The organism is Microvirga sp. KLBC 81, assembly GCF_003075415.1.
In the GTDB taxonomy this organism is placed as follows: Bacteria; Pseudomonadota; Alphaproteobacteria; order Rhizobiales; family Beijerinckiaceae; genus Microvirga.
The window spans coordinates 44,950-65,580 of the sequence record NZ_QDAH01000009.1; the positions used below are offsets into that span (position 1 = coordinate 44,950).

Here is a 20,631-nt window from a genome sequence, read left to right on the forward strand (position 1 = left end):
AAGCGCGGCAGGCTTTAGGTCAAGATCAGTAGAGCGTCGTCTTCTGCCTTTCGGGGAGTGCCTTGTCGTAAGCCTCGCCGTCGAAGCGGTTCTGGCTCACGGCCGCAAGGATCTGGCCGGCGCTTGGCAGGCGCTCACGCGCCACATGCTTTTGCGGATTCCACAGCTCCGAGCGCAGGATCGCGCGGGCGCATTGGAAGAAGACCGTCTCGATCGTGATCACGATGACGGATTTCGGCGCCTTGCCGTCGACGGCGAAGCTCTGGAGAAGCGCAGGTTCGACGGAAATCACCGCAAGCCCGTTCACGCGCAGCGTCTCGCCGATGCCGGGGATCAGGAAAAGCAGTCCGACCTGCGGGTTGCGCACGATGTTGCGAAGCGAATCGACGCGATTGTTGCCCCGCCGGTCCGGCATCAGCAGAGTCTTTTCATCCTGCACGCGCACGAAACCGGGGCCATCGCCGCGCGGAGAGCAATCGAGTCCTTCGGGCCCATGTGTCGCCAACGCCACGAAGGGTGAGGCCTCGATGAAGGCGCGGTATTCGGGGACGATGCGGTGGGCCTCTTTCAGGAGCGAGGCTTCGGAGGGCTCGCCATAGAGCGCCTCGAGTTCGGCGATGCTGGAGATCATGGCCGGCATGCGGAGCCTCTCGTGATGTTGGATGCGGTCAAGGCATAGCCTTGCCTCGCCTTGGCCGCAACGGGGGGATGCACCCTGCAGCCTTGTGCCTTCGGTGCCTGTGTGAAAGAGGTGCAGGTGAAGGAATCCATCATGACTTCTGCCATCGACACGCCTGCGAAAGACGCCAAGCGCCCGCCTTACATCAGCTATGCCATGGCGGCTGCGGGCGCGACGCTCTTTGCCACCAAGGGCATTCTGATCAAGCTCGCCTATGCCCGAGGCATCGATGCGGAGACCACGCTGGCCCTGCGCATGATTTTGGCCCTGCCGTTCTATCTCGTCATCGGCACTCATGCGGTCATGAGCCAGAAGGCGAAAGGGCAACAGCTGCCGGAGACAAATCCGCTCCTGTGCGCCTTTGGCGTCGGTCTCATCGGCTACTGGATTTCGAGCTATCTCGACTTCAAAGGCCTCGAATACATATCGGCCCATTTCGAGCGGCTGATCCTCTTCACCTATCCGCTCTTCGTGGTGCTGTTCGGCGCGGCTTTCTTCCGTCAGCCGATCAAGCCGAAGGCGCTGCTCGCCTTCGCCGTGAGCTATGCGGGACTTGCGCTTCTCTTCGCGCAGAACTTTTCCACCTTCGGCGCGAGCACCATGACCGGCGCTCTCTACGTGCTCGCCGCCGCCGTCACCTTCGCGCTCTACCAGCTTCTCGCGAAGCCTCTCATCATGAAGATCGGCCCGCAGCTCTTCACCTGCATTGCCATGGGCGCGGCGGGCGTCGCCGTCATCCTGCAGTTCCTGGCAACGCACCCGTTCGAGGCGATCCTGGTCTCGCCCTCTCTCTGGGGCTTGGGGCTCGCGCTCGCTTTCGGCGCGACGGTGCTGCCGTCGTTTTTCCTGAGCGCCGCGCTGAAGCAGATTTCCGCTCAGGCCAACGCGACCATCGGCATGCTCAGCCCCGTGGTGACCATCGTGCTCGCCATGGCGGTGCTGGGTGACGCGGTGAGCGGCACGGATTGGCTCGGCGCCGCCCTCGTCATCCTCGGGATCGGCTGGTTCACCCTGTCGGAGCGGAAGGGCTGATTCTCAGGATGCGCTATGCATTCCCGATCAGCACGCCCGCACCAAACACGAGCGCGCCGCCGAGCACCACCTGGAAGGCGGCGCGCAGGAAAGGCGTCTCCATATAGCGGTTCTGGATGAAGGCGATGGCCCAGAGTTCCACGAACACCACGGCGGCGGCGATGATCGTCGCGGTCCAGAAGTGCGGGATGAGATAGGGCAGGGCGTGTCCGAGGCCGCCGATGGCGGTCATGATCCCGGAGGCCAGACCCCGCTTGACGGGCGAGCCGCGCCCGGAGAGCCTCCCGTCGTCATGGGCGGCTTCCGTGAAGCCCATGGAAATGCCGGCACCCACCGAGGCCGAGAGACCGACGAGAAAGGTCTGCCAGGTATCCTGCGTGGCAAACGCCGCCGCAAAAATGGGAGCAAGCGTCGAAACCGATCCGTCCATGAGGCCCGCCAGGCCCGGCTGGACATAGGTGAGGATGAATTGCCGCCGCTCCGTCTGAGCCTCTTCCTCCTTCACCGATTCCGGCGTGTAGGCGAGGTCGAGGCGGCGGGCGAGCGACTCGTGCTCCACTTCCGCCGCCGCGAGGTCGCCGAGAAGCTTTCGTGTCGAGGCATCGCTGGTGCGCTTGGCGGCCTCCACATAGAAGCGGTGAGCCTGCGCTTCCATAGTTTCCGCGGCAGAGCGAACCTTCTCGATGCCGAGTGGGCGCACGAGCCAATCGGGCTTGCGCTCGTAATAGCCCCGCACATGCTCGCGGCGGATCAGCGGAATCGTCTCGCCGAAACGCTTGCGGTGCAGCTCGATCAGCGCCGCCCGGTGCCCGTCCTCCTCGGCCGCCATCTCCTCGAAGACCTTGGCCGATTGCGGAAAATCGGCCCGCAAGCCCTCCGCATAGGAAAGGTAGATCCGCGCATCGTCCTCCTCCGAGGAAATCGCAAGGGCGAGGATTTCCTGTTCGCTCAAGGAGTCGAAGGGACGGCGGTCGAAGCCGAAGACGCGAGAGAGCATGGTGGCACACTGTTTAGAATAATTCTAAATACCGTCCCCTGATCAGAGCGTCAACCGCGCCAAGCTTGGGTCTGCCGAAGAGCGCAACAAAAAGCGCGGCGAGCCGCGCTTCCATCGCGTCACCATCAACGACTTAGCTCCGGCAATCTGGAATCGGATAAGCTGGCTTGTGGAACTAAGCGCCTGAACTAAAACTATATTTCAATAGTCACAGTAATCACGCTTCTGGCGGATCGTGTGTTGTGGAATCGCCATGTTTTAAGAGTTGCGATGGATTTCGCTCGAACCGCGTCCTTCGATGCTTTGCCGGTGTCTGCATTGCCGGCACCTTGTCCAGTGCATCGCCAGCCGAGGAAAGTTCAAGACTGCTGAGAGGACGCGGAGGCAGCGGAAGTGTTCATCTCGCTCGATAACCAGCCGCTCCAATATCTAACCTTCATGGTTTTGCTCCCCGCAGCTGCCTCCATGGCGTCTTGCAAGTTATCGTCGACCCAGGCTCTCTCGACGCGATCTCTTGCCACCGAGCAGACGATCAAAAGTTTGTCGTTGAGGATCGCTGATACAAAGCTTCTCAAAGCCTTTTCTTCGTCGTCGCCGTAGTATCCGACGAGCAAGTCCGGGTGGGTATGCCAGGACAGGCCAGCGAAGCCGATCGCAGGACCATCGTCAAATTGCTGGACAATTAACGTCAGCAGGCCATCGGAAGTGGTGTGCTCTTCCAGTATCATGTTCTTCTCGTCATCTGTCAGGTGTCGCCCTGGGCGGCCTCAGACCGGTATTCCTCGATTTCAGCCCGGAGCAGGGCAGATTATCAATCGGTTGGCGGAATAACATCGGCCCATGATCGGTCTCTGCACACAAAGATCCCCATCACCTCATGAGTCGCCGTTACTGCTCAAAAACGGTGGACTTTTAAACGGACGACAACAATCACGAAGAAAGCGACAGCAACCATGAAGAAGAGCAACAGCGGCTCGAAGGAAGGACAAGGAGGAGATTCTCCCTCTCAGCTGATAGATGCAAGAATCAAGGAGCTGAGCGATTGGCGGGGCGAGACGCTCGCTCGGATCCGAATTCTCATCAAGCAGGCCGCCCCCGAAGTGATCGAGGAGTGGAAGTGGAGAGGGGTTCCGGTGTGGTCGCACGCCGGGATGATCTGCACCGGTGAGACGTACAAGAATGTCGTGAAGATGACCTTCGCCAAGGGCGCCTCGTTGGAGGACCCTTCAGGCCTTTTCAACTCCAGCCTCGAAGGCAACACCAGGCGTGCCATCGATTTCTATGAAGGCGACAGGATTGACGAGGACGCGCTGAAGGCGCTCATTCGCGCCGCCGTGGCACTGAACACGTCCTCAGCCGCCCAGCGGCCGAGAAGCGCGTCGAGGAATGAGCGGGCGGTCTAGCGCATCATGCGGAACCGAAGGTCCGCGTCAGCGAAAAGGGGATCCGGCTTTCCGCACGATGCGCTCCTCCAGAGAGTGAGCATCGGATCGATCCCAAAGTGGAATCCACTTTGGGATCGATGCTCTAGCGCGAGGTCACTCTCTCTGCCGTTCGGCAGACGGTCTTTGCGGAATTACGTGGCGTTTATTCTTTGTGCGGCGGGTTAGGATCGGTGAACCGATGAGCTCGCCAAGCGGCCCGACCTTTTGGCGTGATGCGGTAGTGCTTGGACTCTCGACCATTCCAAGTCGGGAGCGTCACCCTTTCCAGATATCCTCCTCGCACAAGCCTCTCTACCTCATCATCAGGGTAACGATGCCAGTCTTGAGTATGGCCGCGGACCTCCTCCGCGAGCACGCCGAGCAGATAGTAGTCCCGTTCCGTCAATTGTATCTCGTGGTCGCTCACGCGGGATCCTTGGAGGCCAGAAATGACTACATGGTCAGCCACGGGATGGACTATTCAACCCGGTGCGCAGTCCTACCGCCTAATGCCGCTGCGGTCGCAAGGCCCCCGTTGCTCTTCGTGAAGGTCCCATCCAACCCGTCCCTCAATGGGCTGCCGCGACTTACGTGGCATCGTCCATGACGAAACGATCCTTCTGACCGCCCAAATCAGCGGTGACGAAAAGGAGTAGGATAGTTCCCAGCAATGCCGTGTTTGCCCCAATGGTCGCGGAGGCCAGAATGAGCGGGATGTCCGTGGATCCGATCAGGAGCGGCGTGACCACCGCGCCGAGAAGAGTCGTAAACCCGTAGACGACTGGCATAGGCAGTGTCTCCTTGGCTTTTCAGTTTGCGTATGATCGCACGCCTACGTGTAAGCTCGATGACACCACCACTTCCATAAAGGAGCTTCTGCGAAGTAAGGACGCCCCGAGAGCGAGGGGTTCGCAAGGATAAGGCGCGGGAGTTCAGGATTGCCTCGTTCCCACGCCTCTTCGCAATTGGCCCAAGTGACTTTCAGCCCAAGTGACTTTCAGCCCAAGTGACTTTGCTCAACGCTTTTCGGGTCCGTTGGTCCGGCGCTCAGCACAAGGCAGGAACGCCGAGCAGAGTCACAGGAGCAGGAAGTCCTCAGTACCGAACTCGGCGACCGTGCGGCCGACGAACAAGACGCTGTTTCCATTCCCCAGATCCAGAAGAGTGCCACCCGCAGCTCCACTCAGGGCCTCAAGCGGATTGAAGTCTTCTGCGAAACCGAACAGTTGGACCACATCCTCCGATGGATCGAAGTCCGCGATCAGATCAACGCCTGTTCCTATGACCGTTCCACCATCAGTCCCGCCGTCAGTCCCGCCGTCAATGTCACCGTCAGTGCCACCATCCGTGCCATCATCGGTGCCACCGTCTGTACCACCATCGGTACCGCCGTCGGTGCCGTCATCCGAACCATCATCGTCAGCTCCTTCGCCTGACATCCGGAAGACAAATGCATCGGCACCATCGTTGCCGATGAGGAAATCATCGCCGGCTCCACCCTCGATGGTATCTGAAGCATCGCCACCGATCACCGTGTCGTTGCCTGCGTTGCCCTGCAGCAGGTCAGCGGCCGTGGCGGCGTCCGGCGAAGTTGCGAAAGCCCGGATGAGATCGTCGCCGGCGCTGCCCCGAATGGTATCGGCGGCCACATCACCGCCGAGAATGGTGTCGTTGTCGCCTCCGCCGAAGACGAGATCCCCGGTTGGATCATTCCAGGCAATGAAGTCGCTGCCTGCGCCAGCCAGGATGGTGTCCCTGCCGGCCATACCGCCGATACTGTCATCGCCAGGGCCGCCGAGCACGACGTCGTCGCCTGCACCGGTAGTGATGGTATCATTCCCTTGGCCGCCGGACAGGAAGTCGTCCCCCGCACCGCCATCGATGGAGTCATTACCCTGCTCGCCGAGGATGATGTCAGCCTCATCAGCGCCGGTCAGGGTGTCGTTACCAGAAGTACCAGGAAGGAATGCCATGGTTCTTCTCCATGTCTGATGTCAGGATGATGCATATTGATACTCAGATCGCCGCCACGCTAAATGCGGCATCTACAAAGATGATCAACGCAAAACGGTCAGTAGAAATCGACATCGCTACAGATACAGATTTGTCGGCAAGGTGGTTTGGGCTGCCTTCGGCCGAAAGCTGCAACGCGAAAACGCTACGCTTGCCACAGCGAGTTCTAACAATATTGCGCAGTGCGCAGTCTGTGCTATGGCACGCCCGGACATCTACTTGAAATTTGACGCAAGAAAGAAGACGAAGTGCGTTCAAAGCGCGCTACCGAAAGAGGAGTACCTTGCCTTTCCATGAAAGGATTTTTCGGAATTTCGCTCCGTCTATTGCTCACGCACGCGCGGCCTCGCCCTACCCCGAATGAGGCAGGCGCGCGGACCTTCTCCTGCCCAAAATCCGGCGCAGGGTGGAGCCACCCGCTGTGGCGCAGGCGCGCTTGCAGCGGCGTCGGAGGCGGACATGCCGATCAATTTCCGAAGGCTTTTCTTCTTTGGGGACAGCATCACTGATGCGGGGCGGCTCCCGGAACCGTTCCGGCCCGACCCGCCCTATGACGATGGCCGCTTCACCAACGGCCTCGTCTACGCCCAGCTCCTGACCCAGGAACTCCAGGACTTCGGCGTGACTGCCAACAACTACGCTTATGGCGGCGCGAAGGCCCTGCCGTCTGAACCGCAGCAGTTGCTCATCGGCCTCGACGCCCAGGTCTCGGAATTCGAGATCAGTTACCTTCTCGACGGGCCGGGCGCCAGCGCCGCCGTGATCTTTATCGGCGGCAACGACTATCACGACGTCGATCCGTCTGATCCGACGATCGTCAGCAGAGTGCTCGAGAGCATCGACGACGCGGCCATGCGGCTGGCGCGCCGGGGCGTTGACGAGCTCATCCTCTTCAACCTGCCGCTCTCCTCGCAGATTCCCCGCAGGAGCCTCCTGTCCGCCGCCGAGCTGGCGGCTGAGGACGCGATGATCAAGGCCCACAATGACGGCCTGCAGCAGCTCGCGGCCACCTACAGCGGCGCCGGGGTGCGGACCACCATCGTCGATGTCTATCGCCTCCTCCGCGAGGTCCGCGCCGACAAGGAGACCTTCGGCCTGAAGGCGGTCAATTCCTCCCTCTATATCCTCGACGAAGACGACATGCCCGTGCGAAACGAGATCACGAGCCAGTTCGATCCCGACGAGGTTGCCTTCTTCGACCCAGTCCACCCGTCGGCGGCTGGCCACGGCATCCTCGCCGCCTTCGCCGAGGCGACCCTGCGGGCCGACCTTGTCACGTTCCGCGGCAGCGGCAACGACACCATTGGCGGCAGCTCCGGCGCGGACTTGGTGGTGGCGGCCGGCGGCAGCGATCAGGTTCTCGCGGGGACCGGCGACGACGTTGTCCTCGCCGGCCTGGGCGACGATACCGTCAGTGGCAGCGACGGGTCCGACCTCATCATCGGTGGCCGCGGCAATGACAGGATTACGGGCTCCACCGGCAGCGATCTCCTTGCCGGCAGCGCGGGTAATGACAACCTCAGCGGCGGCGGCGACCACGACGTCCTGATCCTCGGCACCGGCCTCGACAGCGCCAGCGGCGGCGCCGGCAACGACCTCCTGATCATCACGGACGACGCTCTGACCGGTTTGGACACCGTGTCGGGCGGGACAGAGACCGACACGCTGCGGCTGGAGGTGTCCGAGGAGGTCTTCGTGTCCGATCTCTTCCAGGAAGAGATCCACGATTTCGTGCCCGGCGCGGAGACGATGCTCTCGATCGGCTTGACTGCGATCGGGGTCGAGCGCCTCGAAGTCTATGTCGACGGCACCCAGAAATTCGCCACCGACAATCTCGCCCCCAACCAGGGCACGACCGCTGCGGCGCGGCTGCGGGATGCGGATCTTTGGGGGCTGGTCTGAGCGGCGATCTCCCGCTCCAGCAGCCCCAGCTGGATTCCAAAAGGACTTGTCGGAATTTTGCGGACAATCTTTTCACGCATTTGCAAGCCTGTAGGGTCGATTGCAACATGGGTGATCGTCATTGCCGATGATGGGAGCGCCTTTGAGATCAAGGCGGCTGATAGCGGCTTCTTGAACCATCTCAAGGTCAAATTTGGGGACATGGTGCGGCCGCCTGGACCACCACCAGAGCCGTGGGCTCCTTGATCCTGTCGGCATCAAACTGATTAGCGCGGTGTGGCCTAGAGCCTCGGACCCAAAAGTGGATTTCACTTTTGGGTCCGAGGCTCCCTTCCTTGATGAGCGCATCGCTCGGTGCGGAAAACCGAATCCACTTTTCCGCACGATGCACTAACGATCAGACGGATATCTGCCTCCCGCTGAAGAGAAAACGCGCATGAGGCAATAAAGGCGCGGTCGAAGCGCGCCTTTCAAGTGAGACCTTACAGCTAAAAGCGAACAGGAATCGCTCCGGTGCATCAACCCTTCAGCTGGCACTCGAAGATCAAAGCTACATTGGTCTCCTGAAATGCGGGATGAGCAGCGCAGGCTTTCTCCGCAGCACGGTAATTCTCGATATCTTCATCTTTGACGATGAAGCGTTGGTACGCGTCATAAGCATTGGCTTGAGCGAGGATGAAAGAACCGAAATCACGCCCAAGCGATACCAAAGTCATATCTTGATCATCACGGCCCCAACTATCCATTTTCAGAAGGGCCAGATCGCCTGTCGTTGCAATAACCCAGTCCTCTCCATATCTTCCAAGGACAACACCATCGCCTTCGACGGTAAAGTAGGTTCTGAATTTTTCGTTATAGGCTGTTAATTGCTCTTCGACCGTGCGGCCAGCCCGTGGAGCGGGCGCGAAGTAGAAATGTCCAATCTGTTTGCCGGCGAGATCAAGGGTCCTGAGAACGCGCCGGACATCCTCATGGCCCGCTGGTAATATGGTGTCGAGCTGAGGTTCTCTTTCGGCTAAATCAGTCACTATGCCCTTTGCCAGCTCATCATAAAGCTCAGGATCTTCGGTATTGAGGGGAGTGAGCCATGAGCGTGTGAGAGCGGGCAGCTGATCCAGTGAGATGATCAGAGAATCGTGAGTTGCACGACCTTTCTTTGACAATGCCATGAGCTTTTTGAGGATCTGCATGAAGGCGGCTCACAAACCGGGAATTGACAGCTGTCCAGCCCAGGGTTGCTGATGGCGATCACTCTAGCATGAGCAGCTCCTTGTTCGGAAATGCTCATTCTTGAACGAAAAAAGGCGGCCCGAAAGCCGCCTTTCCTTTAAGAGCTACAAGTCTTTTACTCGCCCGCGGCCTTCTGCTGCTCGCGCTGGGCCCTTTCGGCTTCGCGCTCGGCCTTGAGCTGCTCGGTGATGTCCTCGCCGGTCTCCTGGTTGACCACCTTCATGGAGAGGCGGACCTTGCCGCGCTCGTCCATACCGAGGAACTTCACCTTCACCTTGTCGCCTTCCTTGACGACGTCCGTCACCTTAGCGACGCGGTTCTTGGCGAGTTCCGAGATGTGCACGAGGCCATCGCGGGAACCGAAGAAGTTCACGAAGGCGCCGAACTCCATCACCTTCACGACCGTGCCGTCGTAGATTACGCCGACTTCCGGCTCCGCCACGATGGAGCGGATCCAGTTGTAGGCGGCCTTGATCGACTTGCCGTCGGCGGACGCGATCTTGATGAGGCCGTCGTCGTTGATGTCGATCTTCGCACCGGTCTTCTCCACGATCTCGCGGATGACCTTGCCGCCCGAACCGATGACTTCGCGGATCTTGTCGACCGGGATCTGCATCGTCTCGATGCGCGGCGCATGCTCGCCGAGCTCGGCGCGGGGAGCGGTGAGGGCCTTGTTCATCTCGCCCAGGATGTGAGCGCGACCTTCCTTGGCCTGATCGAGCGCGACGCGCATGATCTCCTCGGTGATGCCGGCGATCTTGATGTCCATCTGGAGCGAGGTGATGCCCTGGTCGGTACCCGCCACCTTGAAGTCCATGTCGCCGAGGTGATCCTCGTCGCCGAGGATGTCGGACAGAACCGCATAGCGCTCACCCTCGAGGATCAGGCCCATGGCGATGCCCGCCACCGGACGGCGCAGCGGAACGCCCGCATCCATCAGGGCCAGCGAAGAGCCGCAGACGGTCGCCATCGAGGAGGAGCCATTCGACTCCGTGATCTCCGACACGACGCGGATCGTGTAGGGGAACTCGTGAGAGGCCGGCAGCATCGGGTGAACGGCGCGCCAGGCGAGCTTGCCGTGCCCGATTTCGCGGCGGCCGGGCGAGCCCATGCGGCCCGTCTCACCGACGGAGTAGGGGGGGAAGTTGTAGTGCAGCAGGAAGGTTTCCTTGCGGGTGCCTTCGAGCTCGTCGATGAACTGCTCGTCCTCGCCGGTGCCGAGCGTCGCCACTACGAGAGCCTGCGTCTCACCGCGGGTGAAGATCGCCGAACCGTGGGTGCGCGGCAGAACGCCGACTTCCGAGAGAATCGGACGGACGGTGCGAAGATCGCGGCCGTCGATGCGCTTGCCCTCGTCGAGGATGTTCCAGCGCACGACCTTGGCCTGGGCTTCCTTGAAGACGGCCTTCACCTTTTCGGCGTCGAACCTGGCTTCACCTTCGACCGGGCAGAGCGCGTCCATCACCTTCGCCTTCACGGCGTCGACGGCAGCGTAGCGATCCTGCTTCCTGGTGATCTTGTAGGCTTCGCGCAGGTCCTTCTCGGCGATGTCGAGAACGGCCTTCTCGACGTCGGAGACGTCGGCCGGCTGGAAGTCGCGTGGCTCCTTGGCGGCCTTCTCGGCGAGGCGGATGATGGCCTCGATCACCGGCTGGAAGTGCTTGTGGCCGAACATCACGGCGCCGAGCATCACATCCTCGGGCAGCTCCTTCGCCTCGGACTCGACCATGAGCACGGCGTCAGTGGTGCCGGCGACCACGAGGTCGAGCGAGGTCTGCTCCATCTCCTGGAGCATCGGGTTCAGCTTGTACTGGCCGCTGATGTAGCCGACGCGGGCGGCGCCCACCGGACCCATGAAGGGAACGCCCGAGAGGGTCAGGGCCGCAGACGCGGCCACCATGGCCACCACGTCAGGATCGTTCTCGAGATCGTGCGAGAGCACGGTCACGACGACCTGGGTGTCGTTCTTGTAGCCCTCGACGAAGAGGGGGCGGATCGGACGGTCGATGAGACGGGAGACGAGGGTCTCCTTCTCGGTCGGACGGCCTTCGCGCTTGAAATAGCCGCCCGGGATGCGACCGGCCGCGTAGGCGCGCTCCTGATAGTTCACCGTGAGCGGGAAGAAGTCGATGCCGACCTTCGGCTCCTTGGCCGAAACGACGGTGGCGAGCACGGTGGTCTCACCGTAGGTGGCGACCACGGCGCCATCGGCCTGGCGGGCCATGTGGCCGGTTTCGAGCGTGAGCTTGCGCCCACCCCAGATCAGTTCTTCGCGTTGAATATCGAACATGTTTCGTCTTTCATGACAGCAGGAGCGGGGGCTCGATGCCATGAGCAAGACGGCAAGAGGCTCACGCAGCGAAAACATCCGCTGTCCCAAGCCCCTTGCGATCCTGCCATGGTCATCGCGTCGTCCGTCTCCTCAAAGGGACGCCGGGATTTCCTTTGTCTCACCAGCGCCGGAGCGAAGGTCGGATGCTTTCATCCGATCCGTTCGTGAATACCGGAGATGATCCTTTCTCGATCAGGTCCGGAAAAACCGTCCGGAGCCGTACTCCGGACGGAAGTCGTTTGAAAGCTTAGCGGCGGATGCCGAGCTTCTCGATCAGGGTCTTGTAGCGACTCTCGTCCTTCTTCTTCAGGTAGTCGAGAAGCGAACGACGCGACGAGACGAGCTTCAGGAGGCCACGACGGGAGTGGTTGTCCTTCGTGTGGGTCTTGAAGTGACCGGTCAGGTTGTTGATCCGCTCGGTCAGAATGGCGATCTGCACCTCGGGGGAGCCGGTGTCGCCAGCCTTCTGCGCGAATTCCTTCACAAGCGCGTTCTTGCGCTCAGCAGTGATCGACATCGCATATCCTTTCAGGTTTGCTTGTTCGTGAGGACCTCAGGCTTCAGGCCCAAGATCGGTTTCGTCCGGGAAGGCCGGGCCGGGATGTCGTCCAGCGCGGTCTGTCACCCGAGACGGTCTTCTGGAGGGTCATCCCTCCAGAGGCGGGCGCACCATACACGAACTGCGAATAAGTGCCAGCGGAATCGTTTTTGCCAAGTTAGGCCAAGGAGATGGCCGGTTCCGCCACGTCTGTCGCCGCAACGGCCGGAACAAGTTTTCGCGGCCAATGTTGGTGAAGCAGATACTCCCCAATATAGGAACCCGACACCATGACCGCCAGCACCGCAGGCATGATGGATCTGACCTCAAACGAAACCGTGAAGAACATCTTCATCACCGGCCTTCAGAACGCGCATGCGCTTGAAAAAGAAGCGCTGCAGCTGATGCAGCGCCAGGTCGAGCGCTTCGAGCATTATCCAGAAATGTCGGACCTGTTGCGCACTCATATCGCCGAGACGGAAGGCCAGGTGCGCCGCCTCGACGAGATGCTGCATACCTTCGGCGAGGATCGCTCGCTCCTGAAGGACATGGCCACTCAAGTGATGGCCAATATGGCTGCCGCCGGCCACATGCCGATGGCCGACGAGGTTCTGAAGAACACCTTCGCCAACCACGCCTTCGAGAATTACGAGATCGCGGCCTACAAGTCGCTGATCGCGATGGCCGAGGCGGCCGGCCATCAACGCTTCGTCCCGGCGCTGCAGGAGACGCTGCGGGAAGAGGACAAAGACCGCTCAACTCATCCGCGACATGATCGAGCCGATCACCCGCAAGTACCTGATGCGTGAGGCTCAGGGGCTGAAGGCGGATCGTTGATCTGACAAGTTTCATCCCGGACGGCATAGCCGATCCGGGATCGTCTTCAGAATAGAGCGTCATTCTCGTCGAACGATCCCGGGTTCTGCTTCGCAACCCCGGGATGACGTGTTGCTCAAGCACCCAGGTTGAACACCCGATGCGGCACCAGCTCGCCGCGCTCGATGTCGCCCACTGCTACAAGCACACCATTGCATGTCGCATAAGCCTTGCCCGAGAGCGGCGCGTCGCGGCCGCGCAGGATGATGGACTGGCCGCGCATGAGGCGGTTGGCCATGTCGCGGCTGACCGCAACCGACGGAATCTCGCTGAGCGCGGTCTCGACCGGGCGCAAAGCCGCCGGGTCGGTGGCAAGATCGTCCACCGTCACCGCATCGTGCTCCGAAAACGGTCCCACACGCGTGCGCCGGAGTGCCGCGATGTGGCCGAGGCAGCCCAATGCGCGGCCGAGATCGCGGGCGATGGCGCGCACATAGGTGCCCTTGCCGCAATCCGCCTCGATTACCGAGCGGTTGCCATCGTGATGCACGAGCGCGAGGCGGTCGATCTCCACAGTGCGCGGCTGCAGCTCCACCACCTCGCCGTCGCGGGCAAGGTCATAGGCGCGCTCGCCCTGGATCTTGATGGCCGAGAAACGCGGCGGCACCTGCTCGACCTGGCCGGTAAAGCGCGGCAACAGGGCTTCGATGTCGGAGGCTTCCGGCACCTTGTCCGTGCGCTCGACCACATCGCCCTCGGTGTCGTCCGTGTTGGTCTCCGCGCCCCAGGCGACGGTGAAGACGTAGGATTTGCGCCCGTCCATGATGAAGGGCACCGTCTTCGTGGCCTCGCCCAGGGCAATCGGCAGGATACCGGAGGCCAGCGGATCGAGGGTGCCTGCATGGCCTGCCTTCTTGGCCGAAAGGCCGCGCTTGACCACCGCAACCGCATGGGTCGAGGTCATCCCGACGCCCTTGTCGAGAATGATCCAGCCATTGACGTCGCGCTTCTTCGGGCGGTCGCCGTGAGGGCGACGGTGAGGGCGCTCTTCAGGACGTTCTTCAGTCATCGCTCTCACTCGTCGTTGTCGTCGTCGGCCACATCGACACCGGTCCTGCCGGTATCGCGCGCCACGCGCTCCGAGCGCAGCAGCGCATCGATGCGCGCGGCCTCATCGAAGCTCTCATCGCGGCGGAAGCGAAGGTCGGGCGCGAATTTCAGGTTCACGCGGCGGGCGACCTCCTGGCGCAGGACCTTCTTGTTCTTCTCCAGCGCCTTGATCACTGCATCCTCGTCCTTGCCGCCGAGCGGCATCACATAGGCGGTCGCGAGCTTCAGGTCCGGCGACATGCGCACTTCCGGAATCGTGATGACGTGCCGGTTCAGCACGTCGTCCTGAAGATCGCCGCGGGAGAGCACTTCCGCCAGTGCGTGGCGCACGAGCTCGGCCACGCGCTGCTGGCGCTGGGACGGGCCGGTGGTTTGTTCGAAACGTTTTGCCATTGTCATCCTCCGGGATTGGACCGGATCTTTGCGGAATGTCATGGCCGGGTTTATCCCGGCCATCTCGATTGAATGGAGATGCGCCCATCAAAGCGAGATCACCGGGACAAGCCCGGTGATGACGCATTGTTCTGAGATGGATGTGAAGCGGCTTTTACAGCGTCCGCTTCACCTCTTCCACGCGATAGCACTCGATGATGTCGCCAGCGCGCATGTCCTGATAGTTCTCGAAGGCCATACCGCATTCCTGGCCCGAGGTGACCTCGCGGGCATCGTCCTTGAAGCGCTTGAGCTGCGAGAGCTTGCCCTCGTGGATGACCACGTTGTCGCGGATGAGGCGGACATGAGCGCCGCGCTGCACTACGCCGTCAAGGACGCGGCAGCCCGCGACCTTGCCGACCTTGGACACGTTGAACACCTCGAGGATCTGCGCCTCGCCGAGCCGCTCTTCGCGCAGCGTCGGAGCCAGCAGGCCCGACATCGCCGCCTTCACGTCATCCACGAGGTCGTAGATGATGTTGTAATAGCGGATCTCGATGCCGGCACGCTCGGCGGCCTCGCGCGCTTCCTTGTGGGCGCGCACGTTGAAGCCGAGGATGATCGCCCCGGAGGCTTCCGCCAGCGTGACGTCGGATTCCGAGATCGCGCCGACGCCGGCCTGGATGATGCGGGCGCCCACTTCCTCGTTGCCGACCTTCTCGAGAGCGCCGGCGATCGCTTCGGCCGAGCCCTGCACGTCCGCACGGATCACGAGCGGGAACTCCTTGCGGCCCGCTCCGGCCTTCAGGTCGCGCATCATGTCGACCAGCGTACGACCGGCCGAGCCCATGCGGGCGGCGACGCGTTCGCGCTTCTGGCGAGCACGATACTCGGTGATCTCGCGGGCGCGGGCTTCGGACTCGACCACCGCGACGCGGTCGCCTGCTTCCGGCGTGCCGTTGAAGCCCAGCACCTCGACCGGAACCGAGGGACCGGCTTCCTTCACGTTGGCGCCCAGATCGTTGATCAGCGCGCGCACGCGGCCCCATTCGGCGCCTGCCACCACGATGTCGCCGGTGCGCAGCGTGCCGCGCTGGACGAGAACCGTGGCCACCGGTCCGCGACCGCGATCGAGCTTGGCTTCGATGACGGTGCCTTCGGCGGACCGCTCGGGATTGGCCTTCAGGTCGAGAATTTCGGCCTGGAGCTGGAGACCTTCGAGCAGGTCGTCGAGGCCCTGGCCGGTCTTGGCGGACACCTCGAATTCGAGGGTCTCACCGCCCATGGATTCCACGACGATCGAGTGCTGGAGCAACTCGGTGCGCACCCGCTGCGGGTTGGCATCGGGCTTGTCCACCTTGTTGATGGCCACGATCAGCGGCACGCCGGCCGCCTGCGCGTGGGTGATCGCCTCGATGGTCTGCGGCATGACGCCGTCATCGGCCGCCACCACGAGCACGACGATATCCGTCACCTTGGCGCCGCGGGCGCGCATGGCGGTGAAGGCCGCGTGGCCGGGGGTGTCGATGAAGGTGATCTTGCCGCCGAGCGGCGAGGTCACCTGATAGGCGCCGATATGCTGCGTGATGCCGCCGGCTTCGCCGGAGACCACATTGGTCTTGCGGATCGCGTCGAGCAGCGAGGTCTTGCCGTGGTCGACGTGGCCCATGATGGTGACCACGGGCGGACGGGCCGAAAGGTACTCGTCCGTATCCGGCGTGTCGAACAGGCCTTCCTCGACGTCCGATTCCGCGACGCGCTTCACCGTGTGGCCGAGCTCTTCCGCGACGAGCTGCGCGGTATCGGCATCGATCACGTCGGTGATCTTGTGCATCTGTCCCTGCTTCATCAGGAACTTGATCACGTCCACGGCACGCTCCGACATGCGGTTGGCGAGCTCCTGGATGGTGATCGTTTCCGGAACCGTCACCTCGCGAGAGATCTTTTCCTTCTGTTCCACCTGGCGGTGGCCCATCAGACGCTGGTTGCGGCGACGGAAGGAGGCGAGGGAGCGTGTGCGCTCGTCGTCGTCCGAGGTCGCAGTGGCGAGCGTCAGGCGGCCTCGGCGGCGCTCCTCACCAGGAGCGGCCTTCGGAGTCTTCGGAGCAGCCACGGGCTTTGCCGCGCTACCGGGGCGACGGGCTGTACGCGGTGCCTCCTCATCATCGATCTCGACGGCAGGGCCACGGGTCGCAACCGGCGGAGCGGTGCGGGCATTGGGCTTTGCCGTCGCCGGATCCGGAATGGCCGGAGCCGCTGGACGGGCCATATGGTTCAGGCTCGGCGGACGGCCGCCGGAGGTGCCGCCGGTCACACGAGGACCACCACCGAAGCCACCCGGGCGGCCTTCGCCGCGCGGACCACCTTCGGAGCGGAAACCGCCGGGACGACCTTCACCACGCGGCCCACCTTCCGAGCGGAAACCGCCGGAACGCTGGCCATCCGGGCGCGGACCGCCGGGACGACCCTCACCGCGCGGACCGCCCTCGGAGCGGAAGCCGCCGGGGCGACCCTCGCCACGCGGACCACCTTCGTGGCGCGGAGCCGGGCCACGGTCGCGAGCTTGTGCGGGAGCCGGTGCGGCGGGAGCAGGACGCGCCGCAGCCTCTTCGCCCAGGCGGCGGCGGGCCTCGTCCTCGGCGCGGCGCTTGCGCTCCTCGTCCTGACGACGGCGCTCTTCTTCCTCGCGCTTGCGGGCTTCGGCCGCTTCACGTTCCTTGGCTTCGGCAGCCTCGCGCTCGGCGCGACGGGCCGCTTCCTCGGCCTGGCGCTTGCGCTCTTCCTCGTCCCGACGGCGGGCATCAGCCAGCGCGTTCATGCGGGCGTCGCGCTCCTGATCGGAGAGCGTCTGCAGCACCACGCCGGACCGGGGCGCGTTGGAGGAGGGGCCGGAGCGCTGCGGGCGTCCACCCTGAGCCGGAGCTGCGGACCTTGCAGCCGGGGCAGCCGGCTTCGGCGCGGCAGCCGGGGCTGCAGCCTGTTGGGGGGCCGGCTTGTCTTCCTTGCCCCCCGTGGGGCCGACAGCAGGGCGACGCTTCACCGTCTCGACCACGACCGACTTCGACCGGCCGTGGGAGAAGCTTTGGCGCACCGTGCCTTGCTCGACGGGGCGCTTCAGAGACAGCGTCTTGGACGACACGTGGAGAGTCTTGTCGCCCTGGTTTTTCGTATCAGTCATTCCGCCTCAGTTCCTGCGGGTTTCAAAATCGTGGGTTCGCCGGTCTCGTTTCCGAGGCCAGATGGATTGGCTTCGAAGCCGCAATAGGTGCGGTAACGATGCCAGCGGTTCAGAAAGCCGTCGCTCCCAGCGCCCGCGACGAGGGCAGCATGTATCACATGTGACCGGCCTAATGCCAAATCCAATTCGTCATTCGACAATACTTGGATGACCGGAAAGCTAGATATTGCCTCACCGAGGCGTTTTCGCAACGGGTTCGCCAATTTTCTTCGCCCATCTTCAGCCGCCTCTGCGGCGTGAATAAGGGCAACGATGGGCTTATCCATGACAGCCGACTCAACTTTTTGGAAGCCGGTGATGACGCAGCCCGCCTTGTTGGCAAGGGCCAGCCCCTGCCGCAGGTCGTCCCGGAGCATGCGCTCGATGTCCCGGGAGAGGGTCTCGGAGGCTTTGGCCTCCGCCTTGAAGGCGCGGGAGAAGAGGCGGCGTTTCACCGCTTCGTCCACCATGGTGGACCGGGCCGTCACCCAGACGCCCCGGCCGGGAAGCTTGTGCTTGAGATCAGGCACGACCTGACGGTCGGGCCCCAGGACAAAGCGGATCAGCTCCGCGGGGCTTCGAGCCTCGCGGGTGACGATGCAGGTGCGCTCCGGTTCATGCCGCGGCACGGGTGCTGACCTCGCTTTGCCATGGCCGTTGTTTAAGACGGCTGAGCCTCGGTCTCGGCCTCTTCGGCCGATCCCTCGGTCTCTACGGTTTCTTCGGGCTCTTCGATCCAGCCGGCCTTCACGCGGGCGGCCATGATCATGGATTCAGCCTCTGCACGGGACACGTCGAAACCGTCGAGTGCGCCCTTGTAGCGGGTCGCATCGGCGCCCTTGCCCTCTGTCCAGCCGACGAGATCGTCGGTGGCGCAGCCGGCCAGGTCCTCGACATTCTTGATGTCGTTTTCGCCGAAGGCCACCAACATGGCGGTGGTGACGCCGTCGATCTCCTTCAGATCGTCGGAGACGCCGAGCTCGTTGCGGCGGGCCTCGTTCTCGGCCTCGATGCGGGCCAGGTATTCCTGGGCGCGGCTCTGGATCTCGGCAGCGGTATCCTCGTCGAAGCCCTCGATGGAGGCGACTTCGGCGGAATCCACATAGGCGATTTCCTCGACCGAGCGGAAGCCTTCCGAGGCGAGCAGCTGGCCCACCACCTCGTCCACGTCGAGAGCGTTCATGAACAGCTCGGTGCGCTCGGCGAATTCCTTCTGACGTCGCTCGGACTCTTCAGCCTCGGTAAGGATGTCGATGTCCCAGCCGGTGAGCTGCGAGGCCAGACGCACGTTCTGGCCACGACGGCCAATGGCGAGCGAGAGCTGGTCGTCGGGCACCACCACCTCGATGCGGTCTGCCTCCTCGTCGAGCACAACCTTCACCACTTCGGCCGGCTGGAGCGCGTTGACGATGAAGGTCGCCTGGTCGGGGGACCACGGAATGATGTCGATCTTCTCGCCCTGGAGCTCGCCGACGACCGCCTGGACGCGGGAGCCGCGCATGCCGACGCAGGCGCCGACCGGGTCAATGGAAGAATCGCGTGAGGTTACGGCGATCTTGGCGCGGGAGCCCGGATCGCGCGCCACGGCCTGAACCGTGACGATGCCGTCATAGATCTCCGGCACTTCGGACGCGAAGAGCTTCGCCATGAACTGCGGATGCGTGCGGGACAGGAAGATCTGCGGACCGCGGGTCTCGCGACGCACATCGAAGAGATAGGCGCGGATGCGGTCGCCCGGGCGGAAGGTCTCGCGCGGGATCAGTTCGTCGCGGCGGATGATCGCCTCGCCACGGCCCAGATCGACGATCACGTTGCCGTATTCGACGCGCTTGACGGCGCCGTTCACGATCTCGCCGATGCGGTCCTTGTATTCCTGGTACTGACGGTCACGTTCGGCATCGCGCACCTTCTGCACGATCACCTGCTTGGCGGATTGCGCCGCGATGCGGCCGAAATCGAACGGGGGCAGGGTGTCGGCGATCATGTCGCCCACCTGCGCCGCCGGATTGTGACGGGCGCGGGCTTCCGAGAGCGTGATCTCGCGGGAATCGTTCTCCAGCGCGCCATCCTCGACCACGAGGAGGTGGCGGGAAAGGCGCAGCTCGCCGGTCTTGGGGTTGATCTCGGCGTGGATATCGGTCTCGGCGCCGTAGCGGGAGCGCGCGGCCTTCGCGATGGCGTCCGCCATGGCGTCCAGCACGATCTGCTTGTCGATCACCTTCTCACGCGCGACCGCATCGGCGATCTGCAAGAGCTCAAGCCTGTTGGCGCTAACAGCCATCGAGGTCACTCCTTAATTCGGTTTTGTCTTGGACGGGCTGCGCGGTTCCGGCGCTTCCACCACGTCCGTGTCTTCATCGAGGTCGTCCGTGGTCGGCGCGGTTCCCCGGCGCAGCGATTCACGGATCAGGTCATCCGTCAGGACGAGATGCGCCTCGCCCAGATCGGTCAGCGGCAGGCGCGCGATGGGCTCCAGGCCCTCCTTCACGTCCGGAAGCTCGACCACGAGCTTGCCGTCCTCGACGCCCCGGAGAAAGCCCCGGAAGCGCTTGCGGCCATCCAGCGGCACGGCCATCTCGATCTTCGCCTCGTGGCCGGTCCAGCGCTCGAAATCGCTGACGCGCACGAGCGGGCGGTCGATGCCCGGCGAGGAGACCTCAAGATAATAGGCCGTGGAGATTGGATCTTCGAGATCCAGGACCGGCGAAATCGCGCGGCTCACGGCCTCGCAATCGTCCACCGACATGGTGCCGTCCGGCCTCTCGGCCATGATCTGCACGGTGCAGCCATTCGTGCCGGTCACCTTCACCCGCACGAGATTGAAGCCCAGATCCTCGATCACGGGCTCGACGATGGCAGCCACCCGGGCGGCCACGCCGTTCTCCGAAATCAGCCGCTTGTCGCGTTCGTTCGTCATGGCTCTCCAAAGCTCCGGCGTTCGAGCAATAAAAAAGAGCGGACCCGGCGGG

The 20,631-nt window shown here is 62.9% G+C and carries 18 protein-coding genes; 4 read left to right on the plus strand and 14 right to left on the minus strand.

All coding sequences use genetic code 11. The features are described 5' to 3' along the window. Positions 1 to 25: 25 nt before the first annotated feature. A complete protein-coding gene (locus tag DC522_RS08825) occupies positions 26 to 640 on the minus strand; it encodes a pyridoxamine 5'-phosphate oxidase family protein (protein WP_116528335.1) in 615 nt (204 codons plus the stop codon). Between the two features lie 132 nt (positions 641 to 772). Between DC522_RS08825 and DC522_RS08830 the strand changes: the two genes are divergently transcribed. Next, entirely contained in the window at positions 773 to 1,711 is a 939-nt protein-coding gene (locus DC522_RS08830) for a DMT family transporter (protein ID WP_116528435.1), read from the plus strand. A gap of 13 nt (positions 1,712 to 1,724) precedes the next feature. Here the strand turns inward: DC522_RS08830 and mbfA are convergent, their stop codons facing one another. Continuing rightward, on the minus strand, positions 1,725 to 2,708 hold the full coding sequence (mbfA, locus tag DC522_RS08835) for an iron exporter MbfA (protein WP_116528336.1): 984 nt from the start codon (positions 2,706 to 2,708) through the stop codon (positions 1,725 to 1,727). Between the two features lie 359 nt (positions 2,709 to 3,067). Further along, a complete protein-coding gene (locus DC522_RS08840) occupies positions 3,068 to 3,436 on the minus strand; it encodes a hypothetical protein (RefSeq protein WP_116528337.1) in 369 nt (122 codons plus the stop codon). Between the two features lie 225 nt (positions 3,437 to 3,661). On the opposite strand from DC522_RS08840, the gene DC522_RS08845 reads away from it, so the two are divergent. Further along, positions 3,662 to 4,111: a DUF1801 domain-containing protein gene (locus tag DC522_RS08845; protein ID WP_116528338.1), complete on the plus strand. Its 450-nt coding sequence runs from the start codon at positions 3,662 to 3,664 to the stop codon at positions 4,109 to 4,111. 608 nt (positions 4,112 to 4,719) lie between these two features. On the opposite strand, the gene DC522_RS08850 is transcribed toward DC522_RS08845, so the two are convergent. Beyond that, positions 4,720 to 4,920: a hypothetical protein gene (locus DC522_RS08850; protein ID WP_116528339.1), complete on the minus strand. Its 201-nt coding sequence runs from the start codon at positions 4,918 to 4,920 to the stop codon at positions 4,720 to 4,722. 288 nt (positions 4,921 to 5,208) lie between these two features. Then, positions 5,209 to 6,105, minus strand: coding sequence for a calcium-binding protein (locus tag DC522_RS08855; protein ID WP_116528340.1), 897 nt, complete (start codon positions 6,103 to 6,105; stop codon positions 5,209 to 5,211). Positions 6,106 to 6,604: 499 nt separating this feature from the next. Between DC522_RS08855 and DC522_RS08860 the strand changes: the two genes are divergently transcribed. After that, on the plus strand, positions 6,605 to 8,047 hold the full coding sequence (locus tag DC522_RS08860; RefSeq protein ID WP_165820099.1) for an SGNH/GDSL hydrolase family protein: 1,443 nt from the start codon (positions 6,605 to 6,607) through the stop codon (positions 8,045 to 8,047). 518 nt (positions 8,048 to 8,565) lie between these two features. Here DC522_RS08860 and DC522_RS08865 read toward each other — a convergent pair. From DC522_RS08865 to rpsO, 3 genes are all read right to left on the minus strand, one after another. After that, entirely contained in the window at positions 8,566 to 9,237 is a 672-nt protein-coding gene (locus tag DC522_RS08865) for a hypothetical protein (protein WP_116528342.1), read from the minus strand. 155 nt (positions 9,238 to 9,392) lie between these two features. Further along, positions 9,393 to 11,567 carry a polyribonucleotide nucleotidyltransferase gene (pnp, locus tag DC522_RS08870; RefSeq protein ID WP_116528343.1) on the minus strand — a complete coding sequence of 725 codons (2,175 nt, stop codon included), beginning with the start codon at positions 11,565 to 11,567 and terminating at the stop codon, positions 9,393 to 9,395. A 289-nt stretch (positions 11,568 to 11,856) separates the two neighbouring features. After that, positions 11,857 to 12,126: a 30S ribosomal protein S15 gene (rpsO, locus tag DC522_RS08875; protein WP_116528344.1), complete on the minus strand. Its 270-nt coding sequence runs from the start codon at positions 12,124 to 12,126 to the stop codon at positions 11,857 to 11,859. A 311-nt stretch (positions 12,127 to 12,437) separates the two neighbouring features. Between rpsO and DC522_RS08880 the strand changes: the two genes are divergently transcribed. Next, complete coding sequence (locus DC522_RS08880; RefSeq protein ID WP_245444057.1) at positions 12,438 to 12,956, plus strand: ferritin-like domain-containing protein; 519 nt, start codon at positions 12,438 to 12,440, stop codon at positions 12,954 to 12,956. A gap of 143 nt (positions 12,957 to 13,099) precedes the next feature. Here DC522_RS08880 and truB read toward each other — a convergent pair whose 3' ends face one another. From truB to rimP, 6 genes are all read right to left on the minus strand, one after another. Continuing rightward, on the minus strand, positions 13,100 to 14,032 hold the full coding sequence (gene truB / locus DC522_RS08885; protein ID WP_116528345.1) for a tRNA pseudouridine(55) synthase TruB: 933 nt from the start codon (positions 14,030 to 14,032) through the stop codon (positions 13,100 to 13,102). Between the two features lie 5 nt (positions 14,033 to 14,037). Further along, the gene (rbfA, locus tag DC522_RS08890) at positions 14,038 to 14,466 is read right to left on the minus strand and encodes a 30S ribosome-binding factor RbfA (protein WP_116528346.1); all 429 of its coding nucleotides are present in this window, start codon (positions 14,464 to 14,466) and stop codon (positions 14,038 to 14,040) included. Positions 14,467 to 14,620: 154 nt separating this feature from the next. Next, a complete protein-coding gene (gene infB / locus DC522_RS08895) occupies positions 14,621 to 17,623 on the minus strand; it encodes a translation initiation factor IF-2 (RefSeq protein WP_116528347.1) in 3,003 nt (1,000 codons plus the stop codon). Continuing rightward, positions 17,620 to 18,291, minus strand: a complete 672-nt coding sequence (locus tag DC522_RS08900; protein ID WP_116528348.1) for an RNA-binding protein — start codon at positions 18,289 to 18,291, stop codon at positions 17,620 to 17,622. Before DC522_RS08900 ends, infB begins: the two co-directional genes overlap by 4 nt. 32 nt (positions 18,292 to 18,323) lie before the next feature. Then, complete coding sequence (gene nusA, locus DC522_RS08905) at positions 18,324 to 19,943, minus strand: transcription termination factor NusA (RefSeq protein WP_116528349.1); 1,620 nt, start codon at positions 19,941 to 19,943, stop codon at positions 18,324 to 18,326. Between the two features lie 12 nt (positions 19,944 to 19,955). Continuing rightward, positions 19,956 to 20,579 (minus strand): ribosome maturation factor RimP, encoded by a 624-nt coding sequence (gene rimP, locus DC522_RS08910; RefSeq protein ID WP_116528350.1) that lies wholly within the window; start codon positions 20,577 to 20,579, stop codon positions 19,956 to 19,958. Positions 20,580 to 20,631 lie beyond the last annotated feature (52 nt).

Excerpts from the sequence above, each read along its gene's own strand:
- DC522_RS08850 (WP_116528339.1), bottom strand. The coding sequence starts at position 4,920 with ATGCCAGTCGTCTACGGGTTTACGACTCTTCTCGGCGCGGTGGTCACG.
- rpsO (WP_116528344.1), bottom strand. The coding sequence starts at position 12,126 with ATGTCGATCACTGCTGAGCGCAAGAACGCGCTTGTGAAGGAATTCGCG.
- nusA (WP_116528349.1), bottom strand. The coding sequence starts at position 19,943 with ATGGCTGTTAGCGCCAACAGGCTTGAGCTCTTGCAGATCGCCGATGCG.
- DC522_RS08860 (WP_165820099.1), top strand. The coding sequence starts at position 6,605 with ATGCCGATCAATTTCCGAAGGCTTTTCTTCTTTGGGGACAGCATCACT.
- mbfA (WP_116528336.1), bottom strand. The coding sequence starts at position 2,708 with ATGCTCTCTCGCGTCTTCGGCTTCGACCGCCGTCCCTTCGACTCCTTG.
- pnp (WP_116528343.1), bottom strand. The coding sequence starts at position 11,567 with ATGTTCGATATTCAACGCGAAGAACTGATCTGGGGTGGGCGCAAGCTC.
- DC522_RS08880 (WP_245444057.1), top strand. The coding sequence starts at position 12,438 with ATGACCGCCAGCACCGCAGGCATGATGGATCTGACCTCAAACGAAACC.
- DC522_RS08845 (WP_116528338.1), top strand. The coding sequence starts at position 3,662 with ATGAAGAAGAGCAACAGCGGCTCGAAGGAAGGACAAGGAGGAGATTCT.
- infB (WP_116528347.1), bottom strand. The coding sequence starts at position 17,623 with ATGACTGATACGAAAAACCAGGGCGACAAGACTCTCCACGTGTCGTCC.
- rimP (WP_116528350.1), bottom strand. The coding sequence starts at position 20,579 with ATGACGAACGAACGCGACAAGCGGCTGATTTCGGAGAACGGCGTGGCC.
- DC522_RS08865 (WP_116528342.1), bottom strand. The coding sequence starts at position 9,237 with ATGCAGATCCTCAAAAAGCTCATGGCATTGTCAAAGAAAGGTCGTGCA.
- DC522_RS08840 (WP_116528337.1), bottom strand. The coding sequence starts at position 3,436 with ATGATACTGGAAGAGCACACCACTTCCGATGGCCTGCTGACGTTAATT.
- DC522_RS08855 (WP_116528340.1), bottom strand. The coding sequence starts at position 6,105 with ATGGCATTCCTTCCTGGTACTTCTGGTAACGACACCCTGACCGGCGCT.
- rbfA (WP_116528346.1), bottom strand. The coding sequence starts at position 14,466 with ATGGCAAAACGTTTCGAACAAACCACCGGCCCGTCCCAGCGCCAGCAG.
- truB (WP_116528345.1), bottom strand. The coding sequence starts at position 14,032 with ATGACTGAAGAACGTCCTGAAGAGCGCCCTCACCGTCGCCCTCACGGC.
- DC522_RS08825 (WP_116528335.1), bottom strand. The coding sequence starts at position 640 with ATGCCGGCCATGATCTCCAGCATCGCCGAACTCGAGGCGCTCTATGGC.
- DC522_RS08830 (WP_116528435.1), top strand. The coding sequence starts at position 773 with ATGACTTCTGCCATCGACACGCCTGCGAAAGACGCCAAGCGCCCGCCT.